We start from the raw sequence: 21,140 nt of genomic DNA on the forward strand, positions 1-21,140 counted from the left end.
TGGGGAGTTGACCAGAGTTTCGATCAGCAGACCGCGCGCATCTCTTCGCGCTTCAGATGCTTCTGGAAGATTGTCTCCAGTATATCCGGGCTGACGGGCTTCATGATGACGTCATCCATGCCGGCTTTTGCGCATTCGGCATGGTCGCGCTCGAAGGCCTGGGTGAGCACGCCGATGATCGGCGTCCTGACGCTGCCGCCTTCTTCGATGCCGCGGATCATGCGGGCGGCCTCGAAACCGTTGAGACCGGGAAGCGAGATATCCATCAGCACGATCTGCGGCTTGTGTTCGGTCCACAGACGCACCGCCTCGTCGCCGCTGGAGGCGATCATGTAGCGATAGCCGAGGCCTTCGAGGATCTGCGAAAAGACGATCTGGTTGATGTCGTTGTCTTCGGCGACCAGAACCTGCAGCGTGTCGCTATCGGCCGATGTCGAGATCTCCCAGTCGGCTTCCGGCTCGTTGCTCGTGCGGTTGTTGCGGTTGAAGTGGCGGGCGACCTGGAAGGTCAGCTCATTGGCCAGCTGGAAACCGTCCATGACGAGCGCCGGAATGCCGTGCTGGCCGGAAAGCTCGAGGCAGCGCATGCCCATCTGGTTGTCGATGATGATCAGGTCGAGATCGATGCCGGCCGAGGAGGCGATTTCGAGGAAATGCTCCTGCTCGTCCTCACCGCGCACGGCACAGGCTTCGAAGCCGTATTTGGCGAGCGTGCGCAGCGCCGCGGTCTCGGCGGCGAGATCGCCGGTGACGACGAGGATCTTGCGGCCCGAGAAATTCTCCGGGACGATCGCTTCCATCGCCGCCGGTTCGCGGCGCTGTGCATCGCCGTTCAGCGGCACATAGGCGCGGCGATAGGACTGGTGGCTGGAGGCGGTGACCGAGGTGGCGCGGTCGAACTCGTCGAGATCGGCGCCATCGCGCGGCAGGTCCTGCATGGTGGAAACCAGGAAATAGCGGCCCGGCTTGCCGATGCGGTGCTTGCGGCTGACGATGTCGCGCTCGGCACCGTCACGCGAGACCTGGCGCTGGCGCGAGATCGACATTTCGCCGGTTTCCAGAACGTGGCGGTCGCTTTCCTCGAAGCGCTTGGCGATATCGGCGGAGAACAAGTCGCCGCTCTTGCGGCCGAGCACTTCGTCCGGCGTCGTCTGATATTTCTCGCAGAAGGCAATGTTGACCGCGACGTAATTGAGATTGCGGTCCTTGACGAAGAGCGGGAACGGCAGGTTGTCGAGAATATCCTCGGTCAGCTGCACGCGCTCGAGATCGGCGCGCCACTGCTCCTCGCGCTTGCGCTCCTCGGAAATGTTGCAGATCATCGACACGCAATAGCCGCTCGGCAGGCGGCGCTTGACGAGGCGGATCCAGCGATCCGGGCCATGCCGCTCGACGATCTCGAAGCGCTCGCGCCAATGCGAGGCGATCTTCTGCGACAGCCAGTCCTCGCGGCCGAGCACGCCACCCGGCTGCTTGGCGGCATATTGCTGGCGCACGCCGGTATCGAAAACGGCGCCCAGGAAGTCGCGCAGGCGCGTGCCGGGCTTCAGCATGGACGGCGAAATCGGGAAGAAATCGAGAACCTGACGGCTCGCGAAGATCATCTGGTCGTTCTTGTTATAGACGATGAGGGCGGCGGCGAGGCCATCGGAGACGGCATCGAAAAGCGACGACTGGAGATCGGGCTCGGCCGGCAGCTCCCCGCTCACGGATGATGCGTCCGTCTCTTCAAAGCCGGCACTCATTCCTCAAAATCCCACATCTATCCGATTTAACAGCACTATTTGGTGGTATGCGTCCAAAATGCCAGCTTTCTCCTAACGGTCGCTTAACATTAATCTACCCAAATCTTGGGGTCTGAGACGCGGCTTTGGAGACCGGCTTTTTCACCCTTCCATCGCGCCTGCGAATCCACGAAAATGGCGCATGGCCATCAGACAGCTCTCAGAAACGCTCATCAACCAGATCGCCGCCGGCGAAGTCATCGAACGCCCGGCGAGTGCGGCGAAAGAGCTGATCGAAAACGCTCTGGACGCAGGCGCGACGCGCATCGAGATCGCCACATCGGGCGGCGGCAAGGGACTACTGCGCGTCAGCGACAATGGCTCGGGCATGGATGCCGCCGATCTCGAGCTTGCGGTAAAACGTCACTGCACCTCGAAAATTTCAGAAACGCTCGACGATATCCGCACGCTCGGCTTTCGCGGCGAGGCCCTGCCCTCGATCGGCTCGGTCGCCAAGCTAAGCATATCGAGCCGCCGCAAGGATAGCACCGGCGGCAGCGAGATCGCCGTCTCCGGCGGCAAGTTCCTGCATTTGAGGCCTTCGGCCCTGAACCCCGGCACGATCGTCGAGGTGCGCGACCTGTTCTTCGCGACACCGGCGCGGCTGAAATTCCTGAAGACCGAAAAGGCGGAAGCGGCAGCGATCACCGAAATCGTCAAGCGGATGGCGATCGCCTTTCCGGGCGTGCGCTTCGTGCTCTCCGGCACCGACCGCAGCACGCTGGAATTTCCGGCGACCGGCGACGACCATCTGGCGCGCATGGCGCAGATCCTCGGCAAGGATTTCCGCGACAATGCGATCGAGATCGATGCCGAGCGCGAGGACGTCAGCCTGACGGGCTATGCCGGGGTGCCGACCTTCAACCGTGGCAATTCCGGCCACCAGTATGCCTTCGTCAACGGCCGCCCGGTGCAGGACAAGCTGATCCTTTCGGCGATCCGCGGCGCCTATGCCGAGACGATCCCGGCCGGGCGCTACCCTGTCGCGGTGCTCTCCTTCAAACTCGATCCGGCGCTTGTCGACGTCAACGTGCATCCGGCGAAATCCGATGTGCGCTTCCGCGATCCCGGGCTGATCCGCGGGCTGATCATCGGCGCGGTGCGCGAAGCGCTCGCCCGCGACGGCAGCCGTGCCGCCACGACGGGTGCCGACGGCATGCTGCGCTCCTTCCGCCCCGGTTTCCAGCCGAATGCCTATCAGCGCCCGGCGCAGGCGCCATGGTCGCCGGAGACCTCGCCGTCCCGCCCCTATCAGGCCGCCAATACGGGCTTTGCCGAGCGGCCGCAGGCATCGTTCGACGGGCTGGTGACGCCGACGGCGCGTTCCGAACCGCAGCCGCAGAGCTGGCAGCAGCCGGTGGCCGCGCCACGCGAAGAGGCACCGCAGCGCTTTCCGCTGGGGGCCGCGCGCGCCCAGCTGCACGAGAACTATATCGTGGCGCAGACCGAGGACGGTCTTGTCATCGTCGACCAGCATGCGGCGCATGAGCGGCTGGTCTTCGAAGAAATGCGCAAGGCGCTGCATTCCAAGCGCCTTCCCTCGCAGGTGCTTCTGATCCCGGAGATCGTCGACCTGCCGGAAGAGGATTGCGACCGGCTGATGGTGCATGCCGAAGGGCTCGGCGAGCTCGGGCTGGCGATCGAGCGCTTCGGGCCGGGCGCCATTGCCGTGCGCGAAACGCCGGCGATGCTCGGCGAGGTCGATGCCAACGGCCTGATCCGCCAGCTCGCCGACGAGATCGCCGAATGGGACACGGCGTCGGGCCTATCGCAGAAACTCGAATATGTGGCGGCGACCATGGCCTGCCACGGCTCGGTGCGCTCCGGCCGGCGCATGCGGCCGGAGGAGATGAACGCGCTTTTGAGACGGATGGAAGTGACGCCGGGTTCGGGCCAGTGCAATCACGGCCGGCCGACCTATATCGAGCTCAAGCTTTCCGACATCGAGCGGCTGTTCGGCCGGAGCTGACGGCAGCAAGCCGAAAAATACTGGCAATCGCCCGTGCCGCGCGCTATGGCAGGACGATCAGAGCCGCAGGAATGGAGCAGGATGAACTTGTTTGAAGGTCACGGAAACCGCGAGGCGAAAATCCGCTATCTCGACGCCGATTTCCAGATCCTGTCGCCGGGCTCCTACGTCGTCTGCGCCATGACCGGCAAGCATATCCCGCTCGACGAGCTGCGCTACTGGAGCGTCGCCCGTCAGGAACCCTATGCCGACGTCATCGCCTCCTTCGAGGCCGACAAGCGCGCAGGCGTGCTGCCGGTGCAGAAGCGCTGACTTTCCCTGATGCGTGACTTCGGCCGGCCGATCGTCCATTCGCCACGCCCCTTTCCCGAGCGGATCGTCCATAGCGGACGCTCGGTCAGGCTTGATCCGCTGACACCGGCGCATGCCGAGCCGCTCTGGCCGCTTGCCGCCGCCTCGCCGGAGAGCTTCGGCTATCTGCGCTATGGTCCATTCGAGAGCCTCGGCCCGTTCACCGCCTTCGTCGCGGACCTCGCAGGGCGGGCCGACCAGCCGTTCTGGGCCGTCGAACCTCTCGGCGCCGGAAAGCCTGCGGGATGGCTGTCGCTCTGCGATGTCTCTCCGGCGGATTCCTCGATCGAGATCGGCAGCATCTGGTTTTCACCGGAGCTGCAGCGCACGCGCGCCGCGACCGAGGCGATCTTCCTCCTGATGCGCCACGCCTTCGACGATCTCGGCTATGAGCGGCTCGTCTGGCGCTGCGCCGCGCTCAACGAAGCGTCGCGCAAAGCGGCGCTGCGCTATGGCTTCGTGTTCGAGGGCATCTGGCGCAATGCTGCGATCGCCAAGGGCTATCAGCGCGACGTCGCCTGGCACAGTATCCTGAAAGACGAATGGCCGGCGCACCGGGCCGCTCTGGAAGCCTGGCTCGACGACGGCAATTTCGACGCCGATGGCCGCGCGGCATCCGGGCTTGCCGATATCCGCAAACGGCTGGCGCTATAGGCCGGATTGCTCTTTCAGCCTGCGGGCACGGCAGGCCTCGATCGCCCGGTCGATGATCAGGCCGGGCGCCTGCGGGTCCTCGAAGGCCATTTCCACCTCGATCACCTTCGACTTTTCGGCAAGCTCCTGCGCCCGTCCGTGATGGCCGGCAAGGCGGACGAAATCTTTCGAGGTGGTGACGATCTGCAGCTGTTCGCGTTCGGCAACGGCAATGAGATCGGCGATCTCGTCGTCGCTCAGGTGCTCGTGGTCGCCGAAGGAGCGGGTGGCGGCGATCTCGGCACCGAGCGATTCCACCGTGCGGAAAAACTTCGTGGGATCGGCGATACCGGCAAAGGCGAGCACGCGGCGGCCGGAAAGCTCGTTCATGCCGACCGTCTTCAGCGACGCCGTGAAATAGGGTTTTGCGGCGCGGGCGGCCATGCGGACGATGGCGTCCGCGGCATTGCCGTTGCCGACCTTCAGGAGTGCCGTCGCATAACGCATCTGCACCGCGATCGGCGCGCGCACCGGGCCGCCCGGTACCGTATGGCCATTGCCGAGGCCGCGCGTCGTATCGATGACCAGCAGCGCATAATCGAGCGCCAGTCTGGCGCTCTGGAAGCCGTCATCCATGATGATCAGGTCGGCGCCTTCCTTGACGAGACGCTCGGCGCCCTCGACCCGGCGGCGGGAAATGACGGTCAGTGCCTCGCGGGCGAGCAGCAGCGGCTCGTCACCGACGGCCATGGCGCGGTGATGGGCGGGATCGACGACCGTCGTGACATCGAGCGAACCGCCGTAACCGCGGCTCAGAAATCCGGGCTTCAGCCCCTTCGCCTTGGCCGCCTGAGCGATCGCCAGCGCTGTCGGCGTCTTGCCGGCACCACCGACGGTGAAATTGCCGATGCAGATGACGGGAATGGGCACCGAGGCACGGCGCGCATGCTTCATGCGATAGCCGGCGACCTGCCCGTAAATCAGCGAAAAGGGCGACAGCGTCCAGGCCCGCCAATCGGCTTTCGTCCACCAGAACGGCGGCGCTTCGGATACCATGATCTGCCTGTCCTGCGCTCATCCGGCGCATCCCGCCCGGAAATCCCCTTCAATTGGCGGCAAAGAGAGGGCAAAACCGAAGAAAAAGCAAGCCTTTGCCGGATTTTGATGGGTGGGGCGGGTGGACGGTGGCGGTGGTTCGTCGCATTGGCGATTGGGGCGCGGGACGTCGCGAGTATGGGCGCTTGCAGAGAACACGGCGGCACGTGACGCTTACCCAGCCCGTTCAAAGGAGTCATTCACGGCACGGACGCGCGGTGGCTGGATCCCTGTGACGAGCACAGGGATGAGGGAGTTTGGGGTTGGTCTCAGCGAACAACGGCGATGTCGAGCGTGCTGAGGGACAAGGAGTCGTTCAACACTCTCCACCGGACAGCTTGCCCCTAAGGCACATCCCCAATCCTCCCTCATTCCTGTGCTTGTCACAGGAATCCACCCGGCGTGCGTCTGCGCGGCGAGAGACTCCCGCGTCAACCTCCACCGCGAAAACGTTGCTCACCATTCCACCCCGCCAGAATCAGTGCTAACCCTTTCACCTGATTTGATCTCAAGGGCATCCAGTGTTTCGATTTCCGCTATTTATCGCGATCACGCTGATCGTCGCTTTCGGCGGCGGGATCATGGTTTCGCGGTATGCGCTGGATGTGACGCAGGGTTTCGGGGCCATCAAGCTCGGCGCCTGGGAGGCGTTTCCGGAGCTGCAGACGGCCGATGCCGATCCTTATGCGAAATCGCACCGGGCGCGGGCGGGCAAGCTGCTTTACGGCAGTGCCGAGGGACTAACCTTTACGGCGAGCGTCGACGATGGCGGGGAGCGGCTCAATGCGGGCTGCAGCTATAGGATCAGCGGGCAAACGCCGGCGGCGCGGTTGTGGACGCTCTATACATCCGACAATGGCGGCAATCCGGCTTCCGTGCGTCCCGGTCTGCCGGGCGCGCTGAATTCCTGGACTGTGCTGCGCCAGCCCGACAGCAGCTTCGTGATCGACGTCTCGGCCAATGCCCGGCCGGGCAACTGGCTGGCGCTGCCGGCCGCCGGCACGTTCCGGCTGGTGCTGACGCTGTTCGATACGCCGACGGCGGGCAGTTCCGGGGTTATCGATCTTTCCATGCCGAAGCTCGAGAAGACCGGGTGCGGCAATGCTTAGGATCGTCTTTGCCATCATCACCGGCCTGTTCGGCGCCGCCCTGCTGCACCTGATCATCATTCTGGCGCTGCCGCATTTCACCGGCAAGGATGCCGAGACGCGGGTGATCGCCGAGGGCGATCCGAACAATTTCTATCTGCTGTCGTCGAACTACGACGATGCCGGGCTTTCCAACAGCGATCCCTTCGTGCGCACCGCCGTCTGCTCCTTCGATCTCGAGGATGGCCCTGTGCGCTTCACCGCCAAGGGCAGCGTGCCCTTCTGGTCGATCGCCGTTTATGACGGCGCCTCGAACGAGGTGTTCAGCATGAATGACAGGACGTCTGTGGGGGGCGCGCTCGATGTGCTGGCGGCAAGCCCGATCAAGCTGACGGAGCTGCGCAAGTCGCTGCCGCAGGATCTGCAGCAGACCATCCTGGTGGAGATGACGCATAATGAGGGCTATGCGGTGCTGCGCACTCTTGCGCCGCAGGCGAGCTTCGATGACGCAGCCAAGAATTTTCTCACCGAGGCAGGCTGCGAGACCTACGGTTCGGACAACTGACGCCTACTTGGTCTTTACACGCGATGCGCGCGACGGGGCGCGACGCTTCGGGCTCTCCACGAGACGCTCATAGCGAACGCCGGTGAACAGCAATATCTGAGCCTCGACGGGCTCCCGGTCTTTTCGGCGCGGCTGTTGCGAGCGCCTGTCAGCCAATGCGACTATAGTGGCCATTCTCGTCTCCATGCACTGCCCGAGACGGATGAAGCAAAGCGGATTTCACCCTGCCCGCCTGTGCGGGCCAGCGCGTCCTGCAATGCCGGAAACCGGAACCGAGGTCATTCGCGCCTTTCTCACGGCACCTGTTTGAATACCGTGATGTGGAATCTTTACGGCCGAAGCATCGAACCGCGCCGTTCCTGTCCGAATTGAGACATACGATAGTTAACAGTCTCCTAATATTTCAGCCCTGTTGTAGGGCTGTTCAATAAACGCTGCGAGCTGGCTTTTAGTTTCAATCGGCAATAAGTCAGATTTAATTAGGAAAAACTTATGAATTCATAGGCTTGACCAAGTACAGCCGATCACCTTTACGTCATAAGGATGTGTTGCCGATTTGCGTCACCGAAATATCAATTGCAGTTCAGGTGAATAGGCGTATGGTCGGCGCATCGGTCAAAAGTTTTATGGCGATGACCGCTTGAGAGACAACCCATGCTCTTGCCGTAGATACGGAGGGCAGAAAATGTCTTTATTCATGAACCCGACATTCTCTCCTGAAGACCTGGATGTGCTGCGCGGCGCGCTCGATGCGTGGTGCTCGGAAAAGCGTCTGGATATCAAAAGCCCCGAGGCCCAGTTTGCAGCTTCGGCTGCGCTCGACCTCTATCAGGCCGGCCATAACGACGGCGAAAAGCTGCTTTTGGCTCTGCGTGCCCACAAGGGACTCTGACATTCATCTCCAGGCCGGAGCGATCCGGAAAGACGGTGGCGCCTCGTATCTGCGGGGCGCTTTCTTTTTGTGCGCCATCCACAGCTGAACACGTTCTGCGTGTGCCATTGCTGCGCATTTGATTAAAATCTTCAGCAAGCATTAACCCTGCCGGTGTAGGATTTGTTCATATTCGTCTGAGCCCGGCCTCCGTCCAGCCGGCACATTCGATCCCTCAGTATCGGCGTTTCCGGGGTATTCTTTGTGCGTGACCGGTTTAGAGACCTAGAAGGGCCTATGGCCAGCCGCAAGAAGGACGTGGTGTTGATGGCAACCGTGAGCAGCTTCGAGGGATTGGCGCATCCGACGCGATCCGAGCTGCGCCAGTTCGCCGAGCTCTTTACCCCGCTGTTCCAAGCCTCTTCCGACGAAGCCCGCCGCCAGGCCGTCGCCGCCCTCTCGCAATGCCCGGTCATTCCGCAGGCCGTGGCTCTCTTCATCGGCAACCTGCCGATCGCCGTTGCCGCACCGTTTCTGACGGCCTCGCAGGCGGTCAGTGACGATACGCTGATCATGATCGCCCGCACGCAGGGCACCGCCCATATCCGCGCCATCGTCAGCCGCGACAATCTTTCGCCGAAAGTGATCGATGCGCTGGTGGCGCTGCGCCAGGCGACCGCCCGCCCCTCGCCCGCCGACCTGACGCTTCCCGCCATCGAGGAACAGCTGGCCGCAGCACCGGCGCCGGTCTTTGCGCCCGTCGCAACCGAACCGCCGGCCGTCGATCCTGACTTTGCCGAGCGCCTCGCCAATGAAGAGGCGATGCGCCAGAAGATCCGCGGTCTCGCCAACCATCTCGGCCGCGATGACGACGACCGGCTGGGCCTGAGGACGATCTCCGACATCCAGGAAGCGCTGCTGGTGCGCTTTGCCCGCTCGCGCGAGGCGAGCCACTTTGCCAGCACGCTTGCCGATGCACTGTCCGCCAGCCGCTGGCTGGCCGAGCGCATCATGCTCGATCTCTCCGGCCAGCAGCTGGCCACCACGCTCGTCAGCCTCGGCATGGGCTTTCTCGATGCCGTCTTCGTCTTGGAGAAGCTCTATCCGCATCTCGCCGAACCGCAGCACAGCGTGACCCGCGCCTGGATGGTGCTCGATGCGCTCGATCCGGAAGAATGCCATGAGCGGGTGGAAGCCTGGCGGCGCGCCGACAGCTATACCTACAAGCCGGAAGAAGGCGAAAACCCCGCCGCGCCTGCCGCCGCCGGCACGATCTCCCGCACAGCACGCCTGATACCGCCGGCCCGCGACCTGAAGACCGTCGGCCGCCGCTGATCTCTTTCAGAGCGGGTTCTTCTTTTCTACCGCCAGCGGCAGCAGCGATGCCGCATCTGCCGTTTCGAGCTCGACGATCCACAGATCGGGATCGAACCTGCGCTCGCGCTCCAGCAATTCGCGCACGGCATCCGGCTCCTGCCGGTCGAGGCGGATCTCGAACAGCCGTCCGGCACTCTCCTCCTCATCGAAGAAGCTCTGCGGCGCTGGGCCGTACAGCGTCTCCAGCCCGTCGCGGAAATGCTGGCGGATGAAGACCGCGCCCGCCTCTTCCGCGCCCTTCTTCTCCACGGCGGCGAAATCGCCCATGGCGAAGACCCGGCGCAGCAGGGCGGAAACGAAGATGTCGGTGCGAAGTCTCATGCGTGACGTATAGGATGAATGGCGGCGGTTACGCTAGACCTTGACCGCCAGCCGCAACCCGCCCCAATGCCGTCCGCGGACGGTGATCGGGGCGGAGATGTCCTTCATCATCACGAAATTGCCGCCGCCCATGTCGCGCCGTAGGTCTGCACCAGGAAGGGTGCGGTGCTTCTGCCTGCCGAGAGGCCGACGCGATCGTTGAAGATGCGGCGGTTGCGGCAGTTGGCGGTGTTCCAGGCGGTGTCGCCGGGGCGCTGCGGCTCGGAGAACTTGCGGTTATGGGTCGGCAGATAGCCATTCTCGTCGATCGCGGCGCGGAAGGCGATGCGCTCGTCGGATGTGGCGACCGGCTCCTGGATCGGCGGCAGAAGACGGTCTGTAAGTTCGGTAAACCCTGCCATCAACTGCACCGGATCGGTGCCGGGGATCGGCCGATAGTTTCGATCGAAGAGCGCTTCCAGGCGGATCTGGCCGGATGACAGCGCCCGCTCGAAGGCAGTGGAGATGTCGGCGGCGACCGATTGGGCGCGGGCGATCCAGCGGCTGTCGGCGGTTTCGACACCGGCGCTCGCCGTCAGCTGCACCAGCTTTTCCGACAGGCCGACGACGCTATCGACGCGCTTGGCGGCGTGCTGCAGCTTGCCGTTCGATTCCAGCACCTCGGCCGACATTTCGCCGAGCGCGGCGACGAAGCCGGCGCATTGGCGATCGACCGCTTCGGTGGTGTTGGCCATGACCGAGGAGCTGTCGAGGATCTGGGTGATCACCTGCTCCATGCTGTGGAAGGCGCCGTGCATGGCCTGCGACTTCTCCTTGACGCTGGCGGCACTATCGCGCGCGCCGCTGCCGGCGGCCGAGAGCCTGCCGATCTTGGCGCGCAGCTGATCGAGCGTTTCCTGGATCAGGCCGGTCGCCTTGGAGGTCTGCAGCGAGAGGGCCCGGATCTCGGAGGCGACGACGGCAAAGCCCTTGCCTGCCTCACCGGCCCGCGCCGCCTCGATCGCGGCATTTAGGGCAAGCAGGTTGGTCTGGCGGGCGATGGTGCCGATCTCGCCGGCGACGGTGTCGACATCGGAGAGCGAGCGGGCAAACGTGCTGATCTCGGCGCTGATCTCCTCGGAGGAGCGCAGCATATGGCCGATCTCCTCGACCGACCCCGAGAGCCGCCCGGCCGATTCCTTCAGCATGTGGCGGGCATCGGCGGCGGTCTGGTCGGTCTCGCGCAGCGACACGGCAACCGCCCGGTTGGTTTCGGCAATCGAGAGCGCCGTGCGCGTCACGTCGTCGAAGGCATTGGCATGGCGGGCGGACATCGCCGCCATGTCCTGGATGGCACCGGCGATATCGACAAGGTCTATGCCGAGCGTCGACGCCTCCTCGGCCAGCTTCGACAGGATATGCCGCAACGCCGGGTCCTCCGGCTGCGCATTCCCCTCTTCAGATACATCGACCGCCCTCATTGCCTGCATGACAAAGCTCCCCCGGTACATTAGCGGAGCGTCAGGCATTATGGTTAACAAGTTGCAAAAATTACGGGGGCTTAGACTTAGGTTGTAGGCGGCGGTATCAGACATTCAGGCCTGCGATATTTTTCCGCCAGCATGTCGTGAGGCTGTAACATGTTCGCGACATTGAGGCGCTGTACCCGCCGGGCCTCTTCATGTATCAGTGCCGCAGGGATAAAAATAACAGATGTGCGCGCAGGGGAATTGTGAGCTCGAACACCGAAGAAAAACCGAAGCGCCCGCGCGGACGCCCGAAGAGCATAGACCTGGATCAGCGCCAGGCTGATATCATCGAGTCCGGTACCGACGTCTTTATCGAACTCGGCTATGCCAATACGACGGTCGATATCATCGCCGCCCGCTGCGGTATCTCGAAGCGCACCTTCTATGATTTCTACGAGGCCAAGGGCGACCTGCTGTCTGCGGCGATCAAGGCGCGCAGCGGTTCGATCTTCCACTTCCCTGAGGCCGACGCCGCTCTCGATGTGCTCCTCGGTCAGGTCTTCTATGTCGACGCCGACGATGCGCCGAGCCCGGCCAACATGCGCCAGTATTTCCTGATCGAAGTTGCCTGGGAAGCGACCGAATATGTGCCGCAGCTGCGGCAGGATTTCGATGCGGCGCGCGCCGAGCTTGCAAGCTGGCTGCGGACGCTGAGCGAAAGCGGCAAGATCATCGCCATTGATGCGGATGCGGCGGCCACGATGCTGATCGGCATCGTCTTCGGCAGCCTCAGCATCGACCGGACGGGCGCCGATCTCGACGTGCGCGCCAAGCGCACCAAGGCCTATCTGCGCTCCAGCCTGAAGATCTTCGCCAACGGGCTGCTGCCTTAAGGCAGCCGCTGCGGCCCCTGCCCTCAACGGCAACTCATCCAGTAAAAACAAGAAGAGCCCGGTTGGGAACCCGGGCTCTCCTTTCGAAACCGATTTGGAGGTCAATCTAATCGGTTGTCAGCGTATGATTAGAAGTCACGCTGCAGACGGAAGAAGCCTTCCGTGTAGCTTGCATCCGGACGGCCGTCGTCGAACTTGTCGTTGACGTAGGTTGCCGTCAGCTCGGTCGAGAGGTTCTCAACGATCTTGTAGTTGAGCGTCAGACCAGCGCGCCATTCATGGCCACCGTCGAAGCTGTCGCCGAGAGCGCCACCCGTCTGGATGTCGTCGATGTACTGAGCGCCGGGGGTGATGGTCAGCTTGTCAGTTGCCTTGAGGGCGTACTGAGCAGCAACAGACCACTTACCAGCGTCGTAGTAGTTGTTGTAGCCGCTGGAGTAGATGCCAGCGATTTCAAACGTGCCCGGACCAACGTCGGCGCCGAGCTTGACGCGAACTGCGCCTTCCTGGGCCTGCGTGTCGTAAGAACCGAGAACTTCCCAGGTGAAGGCGTCGAACTTGCCGCCAACTGCACCGTCGATACCAGCGTCGCTGCCGCCGTTACCGGACGGAGGAGCGTCGGTCTGAACCAGTTCTTCAGCTGCGATACCAGCGTAGAAGCTGCCGCCGTCATACTGATAACGGATTGCGTTCGGCTTGGTCGTGCCATGGAGGGTAGCGAGGACGTCCGTCTCGCCGGAGAAGTCGTTATCCCACCAGTTAGCGAACTTACCAACCGTTACACCAGCAATGCTGATGAACGCTTCGTCGATTGCCGTGCCGTTGCCAGCGCCGCCGAGGGTCGTGGAGTTGCCAACCGTCGGGCTGACTGCATCGCTGCCGCCGGTGCTGGTGCCGCGGTAGTTGGTTTCGAGAACGATACCGCTGGTCAGCGTGCCGTATTCGGTGTCGCTCTTAGCGGTGAAGGTTACGTGCGAACGGGTGTGGGCAGCCCAGTCGTCCTGATTGTTGCCGTCGTAAGGATCGCCAGCGCCGAAGCCGACATCGAAGCGGAGGTAGCCGCCGATCTTGAGGCAGGTTTCCGTGCCCGGGATGTAGAAGTAGCCAGTGCCGTAGGCGTCGCAAACCTTGACGTATTCTACTGCTTCCGGTTCGGCGGCGACGATAGCGTCGGCAGCCTGTGCACCGGATACTACTGCGAGGGCAGCAGCGGAGCCGAGAAGGAGGCTCTTGATGTTCATTTTCTGTCTCCGTTCCAGAGGCCAACCCCAAGGTTGGCTCTTTGCTTAGCGCGATGGATGCGGTCCCCTGAAATTTCAGTCCGCCATGCGTTTCCGAACATTTGCTTCGGTCACGGGCTGGATATGAACAGGAGGCCCCGGAGTCGTCAATTATTTAATAAACGTATTCGTACCAAAATTATCCCGGAAGTTTTTCTCGTTGTATTTTTACCACATTGTGGCCATCCGGGGCGGCTCTTCTGTGTATAACCTCGCGAGCACGTTAAGAAATAATTAAGGAAAGCAAAGCGCTAGCGGCACGGCTTTACGGAGTGGAGTAGGAATTCCGGCGTATCGCAATGCGGGCCGGATGATGGCAGCGAGCCGGCCGCACGATGGCGGCCGGATCCGGCATATCAGGCATCGTGGCGGCGGCAGCCGCGCACGAAGAGCTGGATGCAGCTCTTCATATATCCAATGAGAGAAGCGCGATCCGGCAGGCCTTCACCGGCGCTCATGCGCGATGCGAAGCCGCCGAACATCATCGAGATCAGCATGGTCGCCGCATGGCCGGCATCGTCCACCTGGAGGATCTGGCGGACGTCCTGGAAGGAGAGCCAGTCGGCGAGGTTCGACATCGTCGCCTGTGCATCATTGCTCTGCTGGCCGCCACCGAGCCGCGGGCCGGACGGATAGAGCGCTGCAATGCAGGTCGTGATTCGACGCTCGGTCTCGGCCGAATCGTTGAGATCGAGATGGAAGATCGACATCAGCACGTCTTCCGGCGCCCGCGGCTCGTCGAGCGGCCGAGGGAGTGCCAGCAGCTGACGGGGTGATGCGACGCGCGACGTGCTCCACTGCAGACCGTCCTTCGCATATTTCTTCGTCCGCGAGTTGAGCGAACGGGTGACCGCCGCAAAACGCGAAATATCCGAGTAGGTGATCTCGAAGCTCAAGTCGTTCAGCCCGCGGTGCAGGCGGAACGTCTGGCCGCCGCCGAGATGAAACTCGGATGCGCCTGTTTTGGCAGATACCGGATAGACCGCCGCAAAATGATCGTGCAGGGCCTTGTAGAGCCGGGGATTATTGAGATCGGTCAACGAAGCGATCGAGCGGTACATGGCGCGCTCAGCGCCATCCTGCTCGGCCAGGCCACCGTAAGAAGGTTCACGCAACATTTGATTGATCCTGGCGGGCAATGGCTTCGTTCCGTTCGAGGAACTCGGCTGATGGCCCGCTGCGTGGCGACGAGAGAAAGAAACCATCCGCGTGGCGTCTTTCAGGTGCGGGAAAGTGACATATAGGTCACAGTGTTATGCTCCTCACTGGCCCCCCGGTCGCACTTGGATGAATAGCACCAAGCTCACCCAGTACTTATATCATATTTTTGTGAGCGTAATACACGGATCCCTAATAGAGGGCGCGTTCTGAAACGGCTGATTGCAAAGCTTTCTCAGCTTTTCCCGCGTTTACAGCGCTTTAGACAGTCATATCATCCATTTGCGAAGTATTGCCGCCGCCTGCCCGCGCAAGTCATCTGCGACAATCTGTCATTATTTGCGGAACGCATATGTACCAAAACGCGAGCACGAACACCGCCAAAGGCGTGCCATGCAGCCGTTCATGCAATTTTCGAGTGAATTCCGACTCAGCGCTAAATCGCGCCGATTTCCTTGAGCTTCCTCAGCACCGCCTCGTTCGGCTCGCCATTCTCGGGCAGATTATAGTGCTTCTGGAAGTGGCGGATGGCGGCGCGGGTCTGTTCGCCGGCGACGCCGTCGACGCCGACATTGGCGTATGCCATGTTGGCGAGGCCCTTCTGGATCTTCAGGACCAGGTCGACGCTGGTGAGCTCGCCCGAGGTGACCTGCTTGGGGGCGGCGGGTGCGGTCTTCACCTGCTTTTCGGCGCTGCGGATTGCGGCAGCGACCGGGTCTTCCGCCGAGGCCTGGGAGGTGACGTCCTCGCGCGGCTTTTCGGCGGGGATGGTCGAGGGGCCGACTGAATCGGTCTTCAGAGCGGCCAGCACATCCGGCGTGGCGTCGCCGCTCTGCGGCATGCCGACGGTTTCCTCGAAGAACAGGATGGCGGCGCTGGTGCGCGGGCCGATGACGCCGTCTGCGGTGCCGTTATAGAGGCCGCGACGGATCAGCTCCTTCTGGATATCCATGACCAGCTGATTCGGCTGCTGCCCGCTTACCGCATTGGCGGGCGGCGTGGCGTTGGTGGTCGAGGCATCGCCCTCTTCGCCGGGGCGCTCGATCTTGAAGGTGGTGACGTCGCCCGGATGCGGCTCCTCTATCGACGGACGGCCGATCGAGAAGGGCGAGGTCAGATCGCGGGTGCGGAAGAAGGGATGCGGGTGGTTGCCCGGCTGATACCAGAGCGCATTGGCGGCAACGAAGGAGAAGATAACGACGAAGGCGACGGTGCCGCCCGCGACCGATGGATTGCGCGCAACGACGCCGCCGAGCATCGAAGCGCCCGTCATGCCTACGCCGCCCAAGGCGGCTGCCCCCGTGAGAAGCAGACCCGGCTGCTGCCGGCCCCTCTTCCCCTTAGGCGATTTTCGCTTGCGCGCGGCCATCGAACAGCCCCTCTTCCAAACCGGCAGCCGGTGCTGCCGCAGTCTTCAGGCGCGGCGGAAACTCGACGGCCGTCTCCCGTGCCGCATCCGCGGCAGAGGCGCCGGAACCATCCGCCGCGATCGATATGGTGATAATGGTGCCCTCGCCCGGTGCACTGGCCAGCGCAAAGTGGCCGCCATGCAGCGCCACCAGCCCCTTGACCAGCGACAGGCCGAGGCCCGTGCCTTCATATTGGCGGGTATAATCGTTCTGGATCTGCATGAATGGCTGGCCGAGCATGGCGAGCTTGTCCGTCGGAATGCCGATGCCGGTATCGCTGACGCTGAGCTGCAGGATGCCGCCGCGCATCGACGCATCGACGGTGACCGCCCCGCCCTGTTCCGTGAACTTGACGGCATTGCCGACGAGATTGATGAGGATCTGCTGGATGGCGCGCTGATCGGCAACGACCTCGTCGAGATCGCGCTGGATGCGGCTCGTCAGCGTCACGCCCTTGCTCTTCGCCTGCAGTGCCAGCATCGCCTCGCAGGAGCGGATCGAGGCGCCGATATCGAAGGGCTCGAGCATCAGCTCGTAGCGCCCGGCCTCGATCTTGCTCATGTCGAGCATGGTGTTGACGACCGACAGCAGATGGGCGCCGGAATCACGCACCAGGCCGACATATTCGCGCTGGCGCTCGTTCTCGAACTTGCCGAAATACTCGCCGAGCAGGATATCCGAGAAGCCGAGGATGGCGTTCAGCGGCGTACGCAGCTCGTGGCTGACGGCGGCAAGGAAGCGGGACTTGGCATCGTTGGCCGATTCGGCATCGGCGGCGCGGCTCTGCGCATCGAGGCGCAGCTGCTGCTCGACCGAGACATCGCGCAGCTGGGCGACGACGGCGGCAAGCTGACCCTCGCCATCGCGGCGCGCAGTCATATCCATGCGCAGATAGGCGAACTGGCGCAGATCCCGCGAGACGCCGGGACGGTCGAGCCTGAGATCGACGCTAACGGATTCATCGCCCTGGCGCAGCTGGTCGAGCGCCTGCAGGAAGAGGATGCGGTCGGAGACATGCACCTGCTCGATGAAGCCGCGGCCCTTGGGCTCGCGCATCCAGGCGAGATAGTCGCTTATATCGCGGCCGCCGGACGCGGTGACGTTGCCCTGCGCATCGAGGAAGAGAACGAGGCCGGCGCTGTTTTCCAGAAAGAAGTCTTCGGCCGGCTGCGAGGCAACCGAAACCGTCGCCTGCGTCTGGCGCGACAGCGCGATGCTGCCGACGGCCGAGAACAGGAAGGCGGCGCAGACGGTGGCGACACCGGCAGGCAGCGCCACAGCGGGGCTGGTTATAAAGGAGAGACCGGCGGGCGCCGCAATCAGCGCACCCGAAGACAGGAGAGCGAGGCGGCGCAGGATGGCAAGTTCGCGTTCGGCCACGGCCTCGCCGCTTCCCGTGCGGGAAAGCCAGCTGGCCGCCGCCCGGTCCACGAGGGCTGCTGCCCGGTTGCCGATGTCACTCAATACTCGCACGCAATACCCGCCCGAAAAGGCTCTTTAACAAGACCGGACAATAGGCCCTGGCCGCTTAAAGAAAGGATAAGGCAAAGGCCGCCTCCACAGCCGGAAGGCGGCAAAAGTCCCATTTTGGACCATCCGGAAGCTCCTTTGTTTTTTGTGGTTAATAGGGGGTAAGCGATGGATTTCGCTCGCATTTCAGCTTCGCGTTAACTTTTGCGGCGAGCCCCCCATTGAGATTCCCTGCAATTACAGGCGGCAGGTCCCGCCATGCTTAACGCCGATGGCTACAATTTGACTGAAATACGGTCCAACGGCCTTTATTTAAAATTCGAATTAAATTTGCCGCAAATGCCGCGGAGTTTCGAAAAGTGGCATTCGCACTTCCGCGCTAGGGTGAAAGCACACCGGAAACGGACCCTGATTCGGCAACAAGACCGGACGGGAAAACAGGATGGGCAACGACAATGAGACTACTGATCAAAGGAAGCTTCTGGTTCGGACTTGTGCTGGTGCTGCTGCCGCTTTTCAGCTCGGAAAGCTCGACGCGCCTCGCCAACGACCCCCAGGTTCAATTTTCCGACGCCTTCACCGCCGTCAGCGGCGCCTATGACTATATAACCGGCATGTGCGGCGAGAAGCCGGAAGTCTGCAGCAAGGGCGGCGAAACGCTGACTGCGCTCGGCTACCGGGCCCGCGAAGGCGCCCGCGTCGCCTACCAGCTGATCGACAGCCAGCTTTCCGGCGACGAGAAGGACAAGCCGTCCGCCAAGATCGCCGCAGGCGCCGTCGCCGCACCGCTCGCCAACCTCAGCTCGGTTGCAGCGCCCACTCCTTCCGCAAAGGAAGAGAAGACCGCCGCGCTGAACCAGCCGATGCCTTACCGCCCGCCGGTCGATGATGCGAGCGCCTCCGACACCGTCGTCACCGGAACCGTTCCGTCCGTCATCCCGACGCCGAAGCCGCGCCCGGTCTCCTGAATTTTCGCGGGAGGCCTCCCGCCCCAAAGCTTGCACCGGTGGTCCGCATGATGCGGAGGTACCCCGTGCCTGACGTGCCTGCCCTGTTTATTTCAGCAGTTTGCTGTACGCCGTGAGGATGCCCATCCTTCACGGCGTTTTCTTTTTAATGGTTCAAAACGGCGGCCACTTCACCTATATGCAGGGCATCACGGAAAGGCCCGCGCTCCCATGGCATCGCTCAACGAAATCATCGACGACTTCTCCTTCCTCGACGACTGGGAAGACCGCTACCGCTATGTGATCGAACTCGGAAAGGCGCTGCCTGACCTTGCGGACGACAAGAAGACCTCGGAGAACAAGGTGATGGGCTGCGCCAGCCAGGTGTGGCTGGTGACCCACACGGACGGCAATGCCGACAATCCGGTGATGACCTTCGAAGGCGATTCCGACGCCCATATCGTGCGCGGCCTCGTCGCCATCGTGCTCGCCACCTATTCCGGCAAGACCGCCTCGGAAATCGCATCGCTCGACGCCTTCGAAACCTTCTCGAAGATCGGCCTGGTCGAAAACCTTTCGGCGCAACGCTCCAACGGCCTGCGCTCGATGGTCAACAGGATCAGGGAAGAGGCACGCGTGCGGGCTGCTGCTTGAAGCGTCAGCCTTCGAGCAGTTCGCTCGCTTCCTGCCGGCGCCCCCTCAGCCGCCCCGCGTCGCGGGCCGGTGACTGGCCGAACTGGCGGGTGTATTCGCGGCTGAACTGGGTGGCGCTTTCGTAGCCCACCGAGAATGCCACGCGGGCCGTATCGCCGGGATCGGCGAGCAGGCGGCGGCGGGCTTCGTGGAGCCTCAGCTTCTTCTGGTACTGGATCGGGCTCATTGCCGTCACGTCCTTGAAGTGCTTGTGGAAGACCGACGGGCTCATGCCGGCGATGCAGGCGAGCATTTCGACGGTGATTGTCTTGTCGAAATTCTCGCGGATATGGCCGATGGCACGGCGGATCTGGCAGAGCCGGCTGTCGCTGACGACGAGCTGGCGCAGCGCCGGGCCATGCGGCCCCTGCAAGAGCCGGTAGATGATCTCGCGCTCCAGCATCGGCGCCATGACTGGAATGTCGGCCGGCTTGTCAAACAGTTTCACCAGCCGCAGCCAGGCATCGGCAAGCTCCGGCGTCACCGGGCTGATGCCGAAGCCCGGGCCATCGGCAGGCGGCGGCAGATCGGGCATCGTCAGGATGATGTCGCTGACCACGGCGATATCCAGCGTCAGCGCCAGCGCCAGATAGGGATGATCGGGTGCGGCCTCGACGATCTGGCAGGCGCCGGGCACCTCGATGCTGGCGACGAAATAGCTGGCGCGGTCGTAATGCAGCGCCCTGTCGCCGATGATGGCGCATTTCGAGCCCTGCAGCACGAGGCAGAGCATCGGCTCGTAGATGCCTGCAATCATCGGCGTACGCGCCGAATCCCGGGTGATCGTCACCCGCGGCACCGGCGTCTGCGTCAGGCGGCCGTCTGCGTGTTTCAGCGCACGATCGCGCAATTCGTCCATCACATCCATCATGGACATATGGTGACATGGCGGCCGGACGCAAGACAAGGCGCGCAGCGGGCGCGCATCACACGTCAGGAGGAATAGGCAAGAAGCCGGGACTTTAGGGCTCACGCAGGAGGTGCGATCGACACGATCTCTGTTGCTCCACAAACGGAGTGCGAACATGACACATACGAAGACTGCAGTGGTAACCGGCGCCAACAAGGGCATCGGTTTCGAAATCGCCCGGCGGCTGGCGGCGGAAGGATACCGCGTCTTTCTCGGCGCCCGCGACCGGGACCGCGGCGAAGCGGCCGCCGCCAAGCTCAGGGCGCAGGGCCTCGACGCCCACTGGCTGGAGCTCGACGTCACCGACGACAGAAGCGCCGCCTCCGCCGCCGAGACGCTGGCCAAAGAGACCGGCGCGCTCGACGTACTCGTCAACAATGCCGGGATTGCCGAGGGCTTCGGCATCTCGCCGCTGGAAGAGCCGATCGAGACCACCAAGAAGGTCTACGAGGTCAATGTCTTCGGCCCGATCCGCGTGACTCAGGCCTTCATGCCGCTCCTCAAGGCCTCGAAGGCCGGGCGGATCGTGATGATGAGCAGCGAGCTCGGCTCCATTCAATCACTGCTGGATCCCGGCAACGAATTCTACGCCGTCAACGCGCTCGGCTATAACAGCTCGAAATCGGCGCTGAACGCCGCCACCGTCTCGATCGCCAAGGCCGCCGAACCCTTCGGCATCAAGGTCAACGCCGCCGACCCCGGCTATACCGCGACCGAGATGAACGGCAATAGCGGCTACCGCACGGTGGAACAGGCCGCCGAAGTGGCGGTCAAGCTCGCCATCCTCGGCGAGGACGGGCCGACGGCGGGGTATTTCAACCATAATGGGGTGTTGCCGTGGTAGGCTTTGAGGCTGGCTTCCCCGCCGGTCTATGATG

General features: G+C 63.0%; 20 protein-coding genes and 1 pseudogene. 11 read left to right on the plus strand and 10 right to left on the minus strand.

The features are described 5' to 3' along the window. Positions 1-23 precede the first annotated feature (23 nt). Positions 24-1,745 (minus strand): response regulator, encoded by a 1,722-nt coding sequence (locus F2982_RS04005; RefSeq protein WP_130278707.1) that lies wholly within the window; start codon positions 1,743-1,745, stop codon positions 24-26. Between the two features lie 181 nt (positions 1,746-1,926). Here F2982_RS04005 and mutL point away from each other — a divergent pair, with 181 nt between their 5' ends. The 3 genes from mutL to F2982_RS04020 all read left to right on the plus strand — a co-directional run bounded on the left by mutL (position 1,927) and on the right by F2982_RS04020 (position 4,758). Further along, positions 1,927-3,753, plus strand: coding sequence for a DNA mismatch repair endonuclease MutL (mutL, locus tag F2982_RS04010; protein ID WP_203429303.1), 1,827 nt, complete (start codon positions 1,927-1,929; stop codon positions 3,751-3,753). An 81-nt stretch (positions 3,754-3,834) separates the two neighbouring features. Beyond that, positions 3,835-4,065: a DUF2093 domain-containing protein gene (locus tag F2982_RS04015; protein WP_112719132.1), complete on the plus strand. Its 231-nt coding sequence runs from the start codon at positions 3,835-3,837 to the stop codon at positions 4,063-4,065. 9 nt (positions 4,066-4,074) lie between these two features. Next, positions 4,075-4,758 carry a GNAT family protein gene (locus F2982_RS04020; RefSeq protein ID WP_203429304.1) on the plus strand — a complete coding sequence of 228 codons (684 nt, stop codon included), beginning with the start codon at positions 4,075-4,077 and terminating at the stop codon, positions 4,756-4,758. On the opposite strand, the gene lpxK is transcribed toward F2982_RS04020, so the two are convergent. After that, positions 4,753-5,793, minus strand: coding sequence for a tetraacyldisaccharide 4'-kinase (gene lpxK, locus F2982_RS04025; RefSeq protein WP_203429305.1), 1,041 nt, complete (start codon positions 5,791-5,793; stop codon positions 4,753-4,755). The two genes, F2982_RS04020 and lpxK, sit on opposite strands and share 6 nt — an antisense overlap. A 560-nt stretch (positions 5,794-6,353) precedes the next feature. Here lpxK and F2982_RS04030 point away from each other — a divergent pair. Both F2982_RS04030 and F2982_RS04035 read left to right on the plus strand, forming a co-directional pair. Beyond that, complete coding sequence (locus F2982_RS04030; RefSeq protein ID WP_112719134.1) at positions 6,354-6,941, plus strand: DUF1214 domain-containing protein; 588 nt, start codon at positions 6,354-6,356, stop codon at positions 6,939-6,941. Beyond that, a complete protein-coding gene (locus F2982_RS04035) occupies positions 6,934-7,485 on the plus strand; it encodes a DUF1254 domain-containing protein (protein WP_112719135.1) in 552 nt (183 codons plus the stop codon). The genes F2982_RS04030 and F2982_RS04035 overlap by 8 nt, the downstream gene beginning before the upstream one ends. A 3-nt stretch (positions 7,486-7,488) precedes the next feature. Here F2982_RS04035 and F2982_RS04040 read toward each other — a convergent pair whose 3' ends face one another. Next, complete coding sequence (locus F2982_RS04040) at positions 7,489-7,659, minus strand: hypothetical protein (RefSeq protein ID WP_165402615.1); 171 nt, start codon at positions 7,657-7,659, stop codon at positions 7,489-7,491. 511 nt (positions 7,660-8,170) lie between these two features. Between F2982_RS04040 and F2982_RS04045 the strand changes: the two genes are divergently transcribed. Continuing rightward, positions 8,171-8,377 carry a hypothetical protein gene (locus tag F2982_RS04045; RefSeq protein ID WP_112719136.1) on the plus strand — a complete coding sequence of 69 codons (207 nt, stop codon included), beginning with the start codon at positions 8,171-8,173 and terminating at the stop codon, positions 8,375-8,377. Positions 8,378-8,620: 243 nt separating this feature from the next. Then, positions 8,621-9,691 (plus strand): DUF2336 domain-containing protein, encoded by a 1,071-nt coding sequence (locus F2982_RS04050; RefSeq protein ID WP_203429306.1) that lies wholly within the window; start codon positions 8,621-8,623, stop codon positions 9,689-9,691. 6 nt (positions 9,692-9,697) lie between these two features. Here the strand turns inward: F2982_RS04050 and F2982_RS04055 are convergent, their stop codons facing one another. Both F2982_RS04055 and F2982_RS04060 read right to left on the minus strand, forming a co-directional pair. Next, on the minus strand, positions 9,698-10,054 hold the full coding sequence (locus tag F2982_RS04055) for a DUF1491 family protein (RefSeq protein WP_112719138.1): 357 nt from the start codon (positions 10,052-10,054) through the stop codon (positions 9,698-9,700). 33 nt (positions 10,055-10,087) lie between these two features. Further along, a pseudogene (locus F2982_RS04060) lies at positions 10,088-11,523 on the minus strand (methyl-accepting chemotaxis protein). A 242-nt stretch (positions 11,524-11,765) separates the two neighbouring features. On the opposite strand from F2982_RS04060, the gene F2982_RS04065 reads away from it, so the two are divergent. After that, the gene (locus F2982_RS04065) at positions 11,766-12,395 is read left to right on the plus strand and encodes a TetR/AcrR family transcriptional regulator (protein WP_203429307.1); all 630 of its coding nucleotides are present in this window, start codon (positions 11,766-11,768) and stop codon (positions 12,393-12,395) included. A gap of 128 nt (positions 12,396-12,523) precedes the next feature. Here the strand turns inward: F2982_RS04065 and F2982_RS04070 are convergent, their stop codons facing one another. The 4 genes from F2982_RS04070 to F2982_RS04085 all read right to left on the minus strand — a co-directional run bounded on the left by F2982_RS04070 (position 12,524) and on the right by F2982_RS04085 (position 17,715). Next, on the minus strand, positions 12,524-13,636 hold the full coding sequence (locus F2982_RS04070; protein ID WP_199626496.1) for a porin: 1,113 nt from the start codon (positions 13,634-13,636) through the stop codon (positions 12,524-12,526). Between the two features lie 395 nt (positions 13,637-14,031). After that, complete coding sequence (locus tag F2982_RS04075; RefSeq protein ID WP_112719142.1) at positions 14,032-14,793, minus strand: hypothetical protein; 762 nt, start codon at positions 14,791-14,793, stop codon at positions 14,032-14,034. Between the two features lie 476 nt (positions 14,794-15,269). Next, positions 15,270-16,202 (minus strand): peptidoglycan-binding domain-containing protein, encoded by a 933-nt coding sequence (locus F2982_RS04080; protein ID WP_203429308.1) that lies wholly within the window; start codon positions 16,200-16,202, stop codon positions 15,270-15,272. After that, positions 16,174-17,715 (minus strand): HAMP domain-containing sensor histidine kinase, encoded by a 1,542-nt coding sequence (locus tag F2982_RS04085; RefSeq protein ID WP_203429309.1) that lies wholly within the window; start codon positions 17,713-17,715, stop codon positions 16,174-16,176. Before F2982_RS04085 ends, F2982_RS04080 begins: the two co-directional genes overlap by 29 nt. Positions 17,716-18,167: 452 nt before the next feature. On the opposite strand from F2982_RS04085, the gene F2982_RS04090 reads away from it, so the two are divergent. Together F2982_RS04090 and F2982_RS04095 are read left to right on the plus strand one after the other, a co-directional pair. Then, complete coding sequence (locus F2982_RS04090) at positions 18,168-18,680, plus strand: DUF5330 domain-containing protein (RefSeq protein ID WP_203429310.1); 513 nt, start codon at positions 18,168-18,170, stop codon at positions 18,678-18,680. Positions 18,681-18,890: 210 nt separating this feature from the next. Beyond that, positions 18,891-19,313: a SufE family protein gene (locus F2982_RS04095; RefSeq protein WP_203429311.1), complete on the plus strand. Its 423-nt coding sequence runs from the start codon at positions 18,891-18,893 to the stop codon at positions 19,311-19,313. Between the two features lie 4 nt (positions 19,314-19,317). Here F2982_RS04095 and F2982_RS04100 read toward each other — a convergent pair whose 3' ends face one another. After that, positions 19,318-20,211 (minus strand): AraC family transcriptional regulator, encoded by an 894-nt coding sequence (locus tag F2982_RS04100; RefSeq protein WP_246777506.1) that lies wholly within the window; start codon positions 20,209-20,211, stop codon positions 19,318-19,320. 166 nt (positions 20,212-20,377) lie between these two features. On the opposite strand from F2982_RS04100, the gene F2982_RS04105 reads away from it, so the two are divergent. After that, the gene (locus tag F2982_RS04105) at positions 20,378-21,106 is read left to right on the plus strand and encodes an SDR family oxidoreductase (RefSeq protein WP_203429312.1); all 729 of its coding nucleotides are present in this window, start codon (positions 20,378-20,380) and stop codon (positions 21,104-21,106) included. Positions 21,107-21,140 lie beyond the last annotated feature (34 nt).

Origin of the sequence: Rhizobium sp. BG4 (genome assembly GCF_016864575.1) — a bacterium.
In the GTDB taxonomy this organism is placed as follows: domain Bacteria; phylum Pseudomonadota; class Alphaproteobacteria; order Rhizobiales; family Rhizobiaceae; genus Rhizobium.

What these genes read in the sequence shown, in the direction of transcription:
- F2982_RS04005 (WP_130278707.1), bottom strand. Translation starts at nt 1,745, where the DNA reads ATGAGTGCCGGCTTTGAAGAGACGGACGCATCATCCGTGAGCGGGGAG.
- mutL (WP_203429303.1), top strand. Translation starts at nt 1,927, where the DNA reads ATGGCCATCAGACAGCTCTCAGAAACGCTCATCAACCAGATCGCCGCC.
- F2982_RS04015 (WP_112719132.1), top strand. Translation starts at nt 3,835, where the DNA reads ATGAACTTGTTTGAAGGTCACGGAAACCGCGAGGCGAAAATCCGCTAT.
- F2982_RS04020 (WP_203429304.1), top strand. Translation starts at nt 4,075, where the DNA reads ATGCGTGACTTCGGCCGGCCGATCGTCCATTCGCCACGCCCCTTTCCC.
- lpxK (WP_203429305.1), bottom strand. Translation starts at nt 5,793, where the DNA reads ATGGTATCCGAAGCGCCGCCGTTCTGGTGGACGAAAGCCGATTGGCGG.
- F2982_RS04035 (WP_112719135.1), top strand. Translation starts at nt 6,934, where the DNA reads ATGCTTAGGATCGTCTTTGCCATCATCACCGGCCTGTTCGGCGCCGCC.
- F2982_RS04040 (WP_165402615.1), bottom strand. Translation starts at nt 7,659, where the DNA reads ATGGCCACTATAGTCGCATTGGCTGACAGGCGCTCGCAACAGCCGCGC.
- F2982_RS04045 (WP_112719136.1), top strand. Translation starts at nt 8,171, where the DNA reads ATGTCTTTATTCATGAACCCGACATTCTCTCCTGAAGACCTGGATGTG.
- F2982_RS04055 (WP_112719138.1), bottom strand. Translation starts at nt 10,054, where the DNA reads ATGAGACTTCGCACCGACATCTTCGTTTCCGCCCTGCTGCGCCGGGTC.
- F2982_RS04070 (WP_199626496.1), bottom strand. Translation starts at nt 13,636, where the DNA reads ATGAACATCAAGAGCCTCCTTCTCGGCTCCGCTGCTGCCCTCGCAGTA.
- F2982_RS04075 (WP_112719142.1), bottom strand. Translation starts at nt 14,793, where the DNA reads ATGTTGCGTGAACCTTCTTACGGTGGCCTGGCCGAGCAGGATGGCGCT.
- F2982_RS04080 (WP_203429308.1), bottom strand. Translation starts at nt 16,202, where the DNA reads ATGGCCGCGCGCAAGCGAAAATCGCCTAAGGGGAAGAGGGGCCGGCAG.
- F2982_RS04090 (WP_203429310.1), top strand. Translation starts at nt 18,168, where the DNA reads ATGAGACTACTGATCAAAGGAAGCTTCTGGTTCGGACTTGTGCTGGTG.
- F2982_RS04095 (WP_203429311.1), top strand. Translation starts at nt 18,891, where the DNA reads ATGGCATCGCTCAACGAAATCATCGACGACTTCTCCTTCCTCGACGAC.
- F2982_RS04100 (WP_246777506.1), bottom strand. Translation starts at nt 20,211, where the DNA reads ATGGACGAATTGCGCGATCGTGCGCTGAAACACGCAGACGGCCGCCTG.
- F2982_RS04105 (WP_203429312.1), top strand. Translation starts at nt 20,378, where the DNA reads ATGACACATACGAAGACTGCAGTGGTAACCGGCGCCAACAAGGGCATC.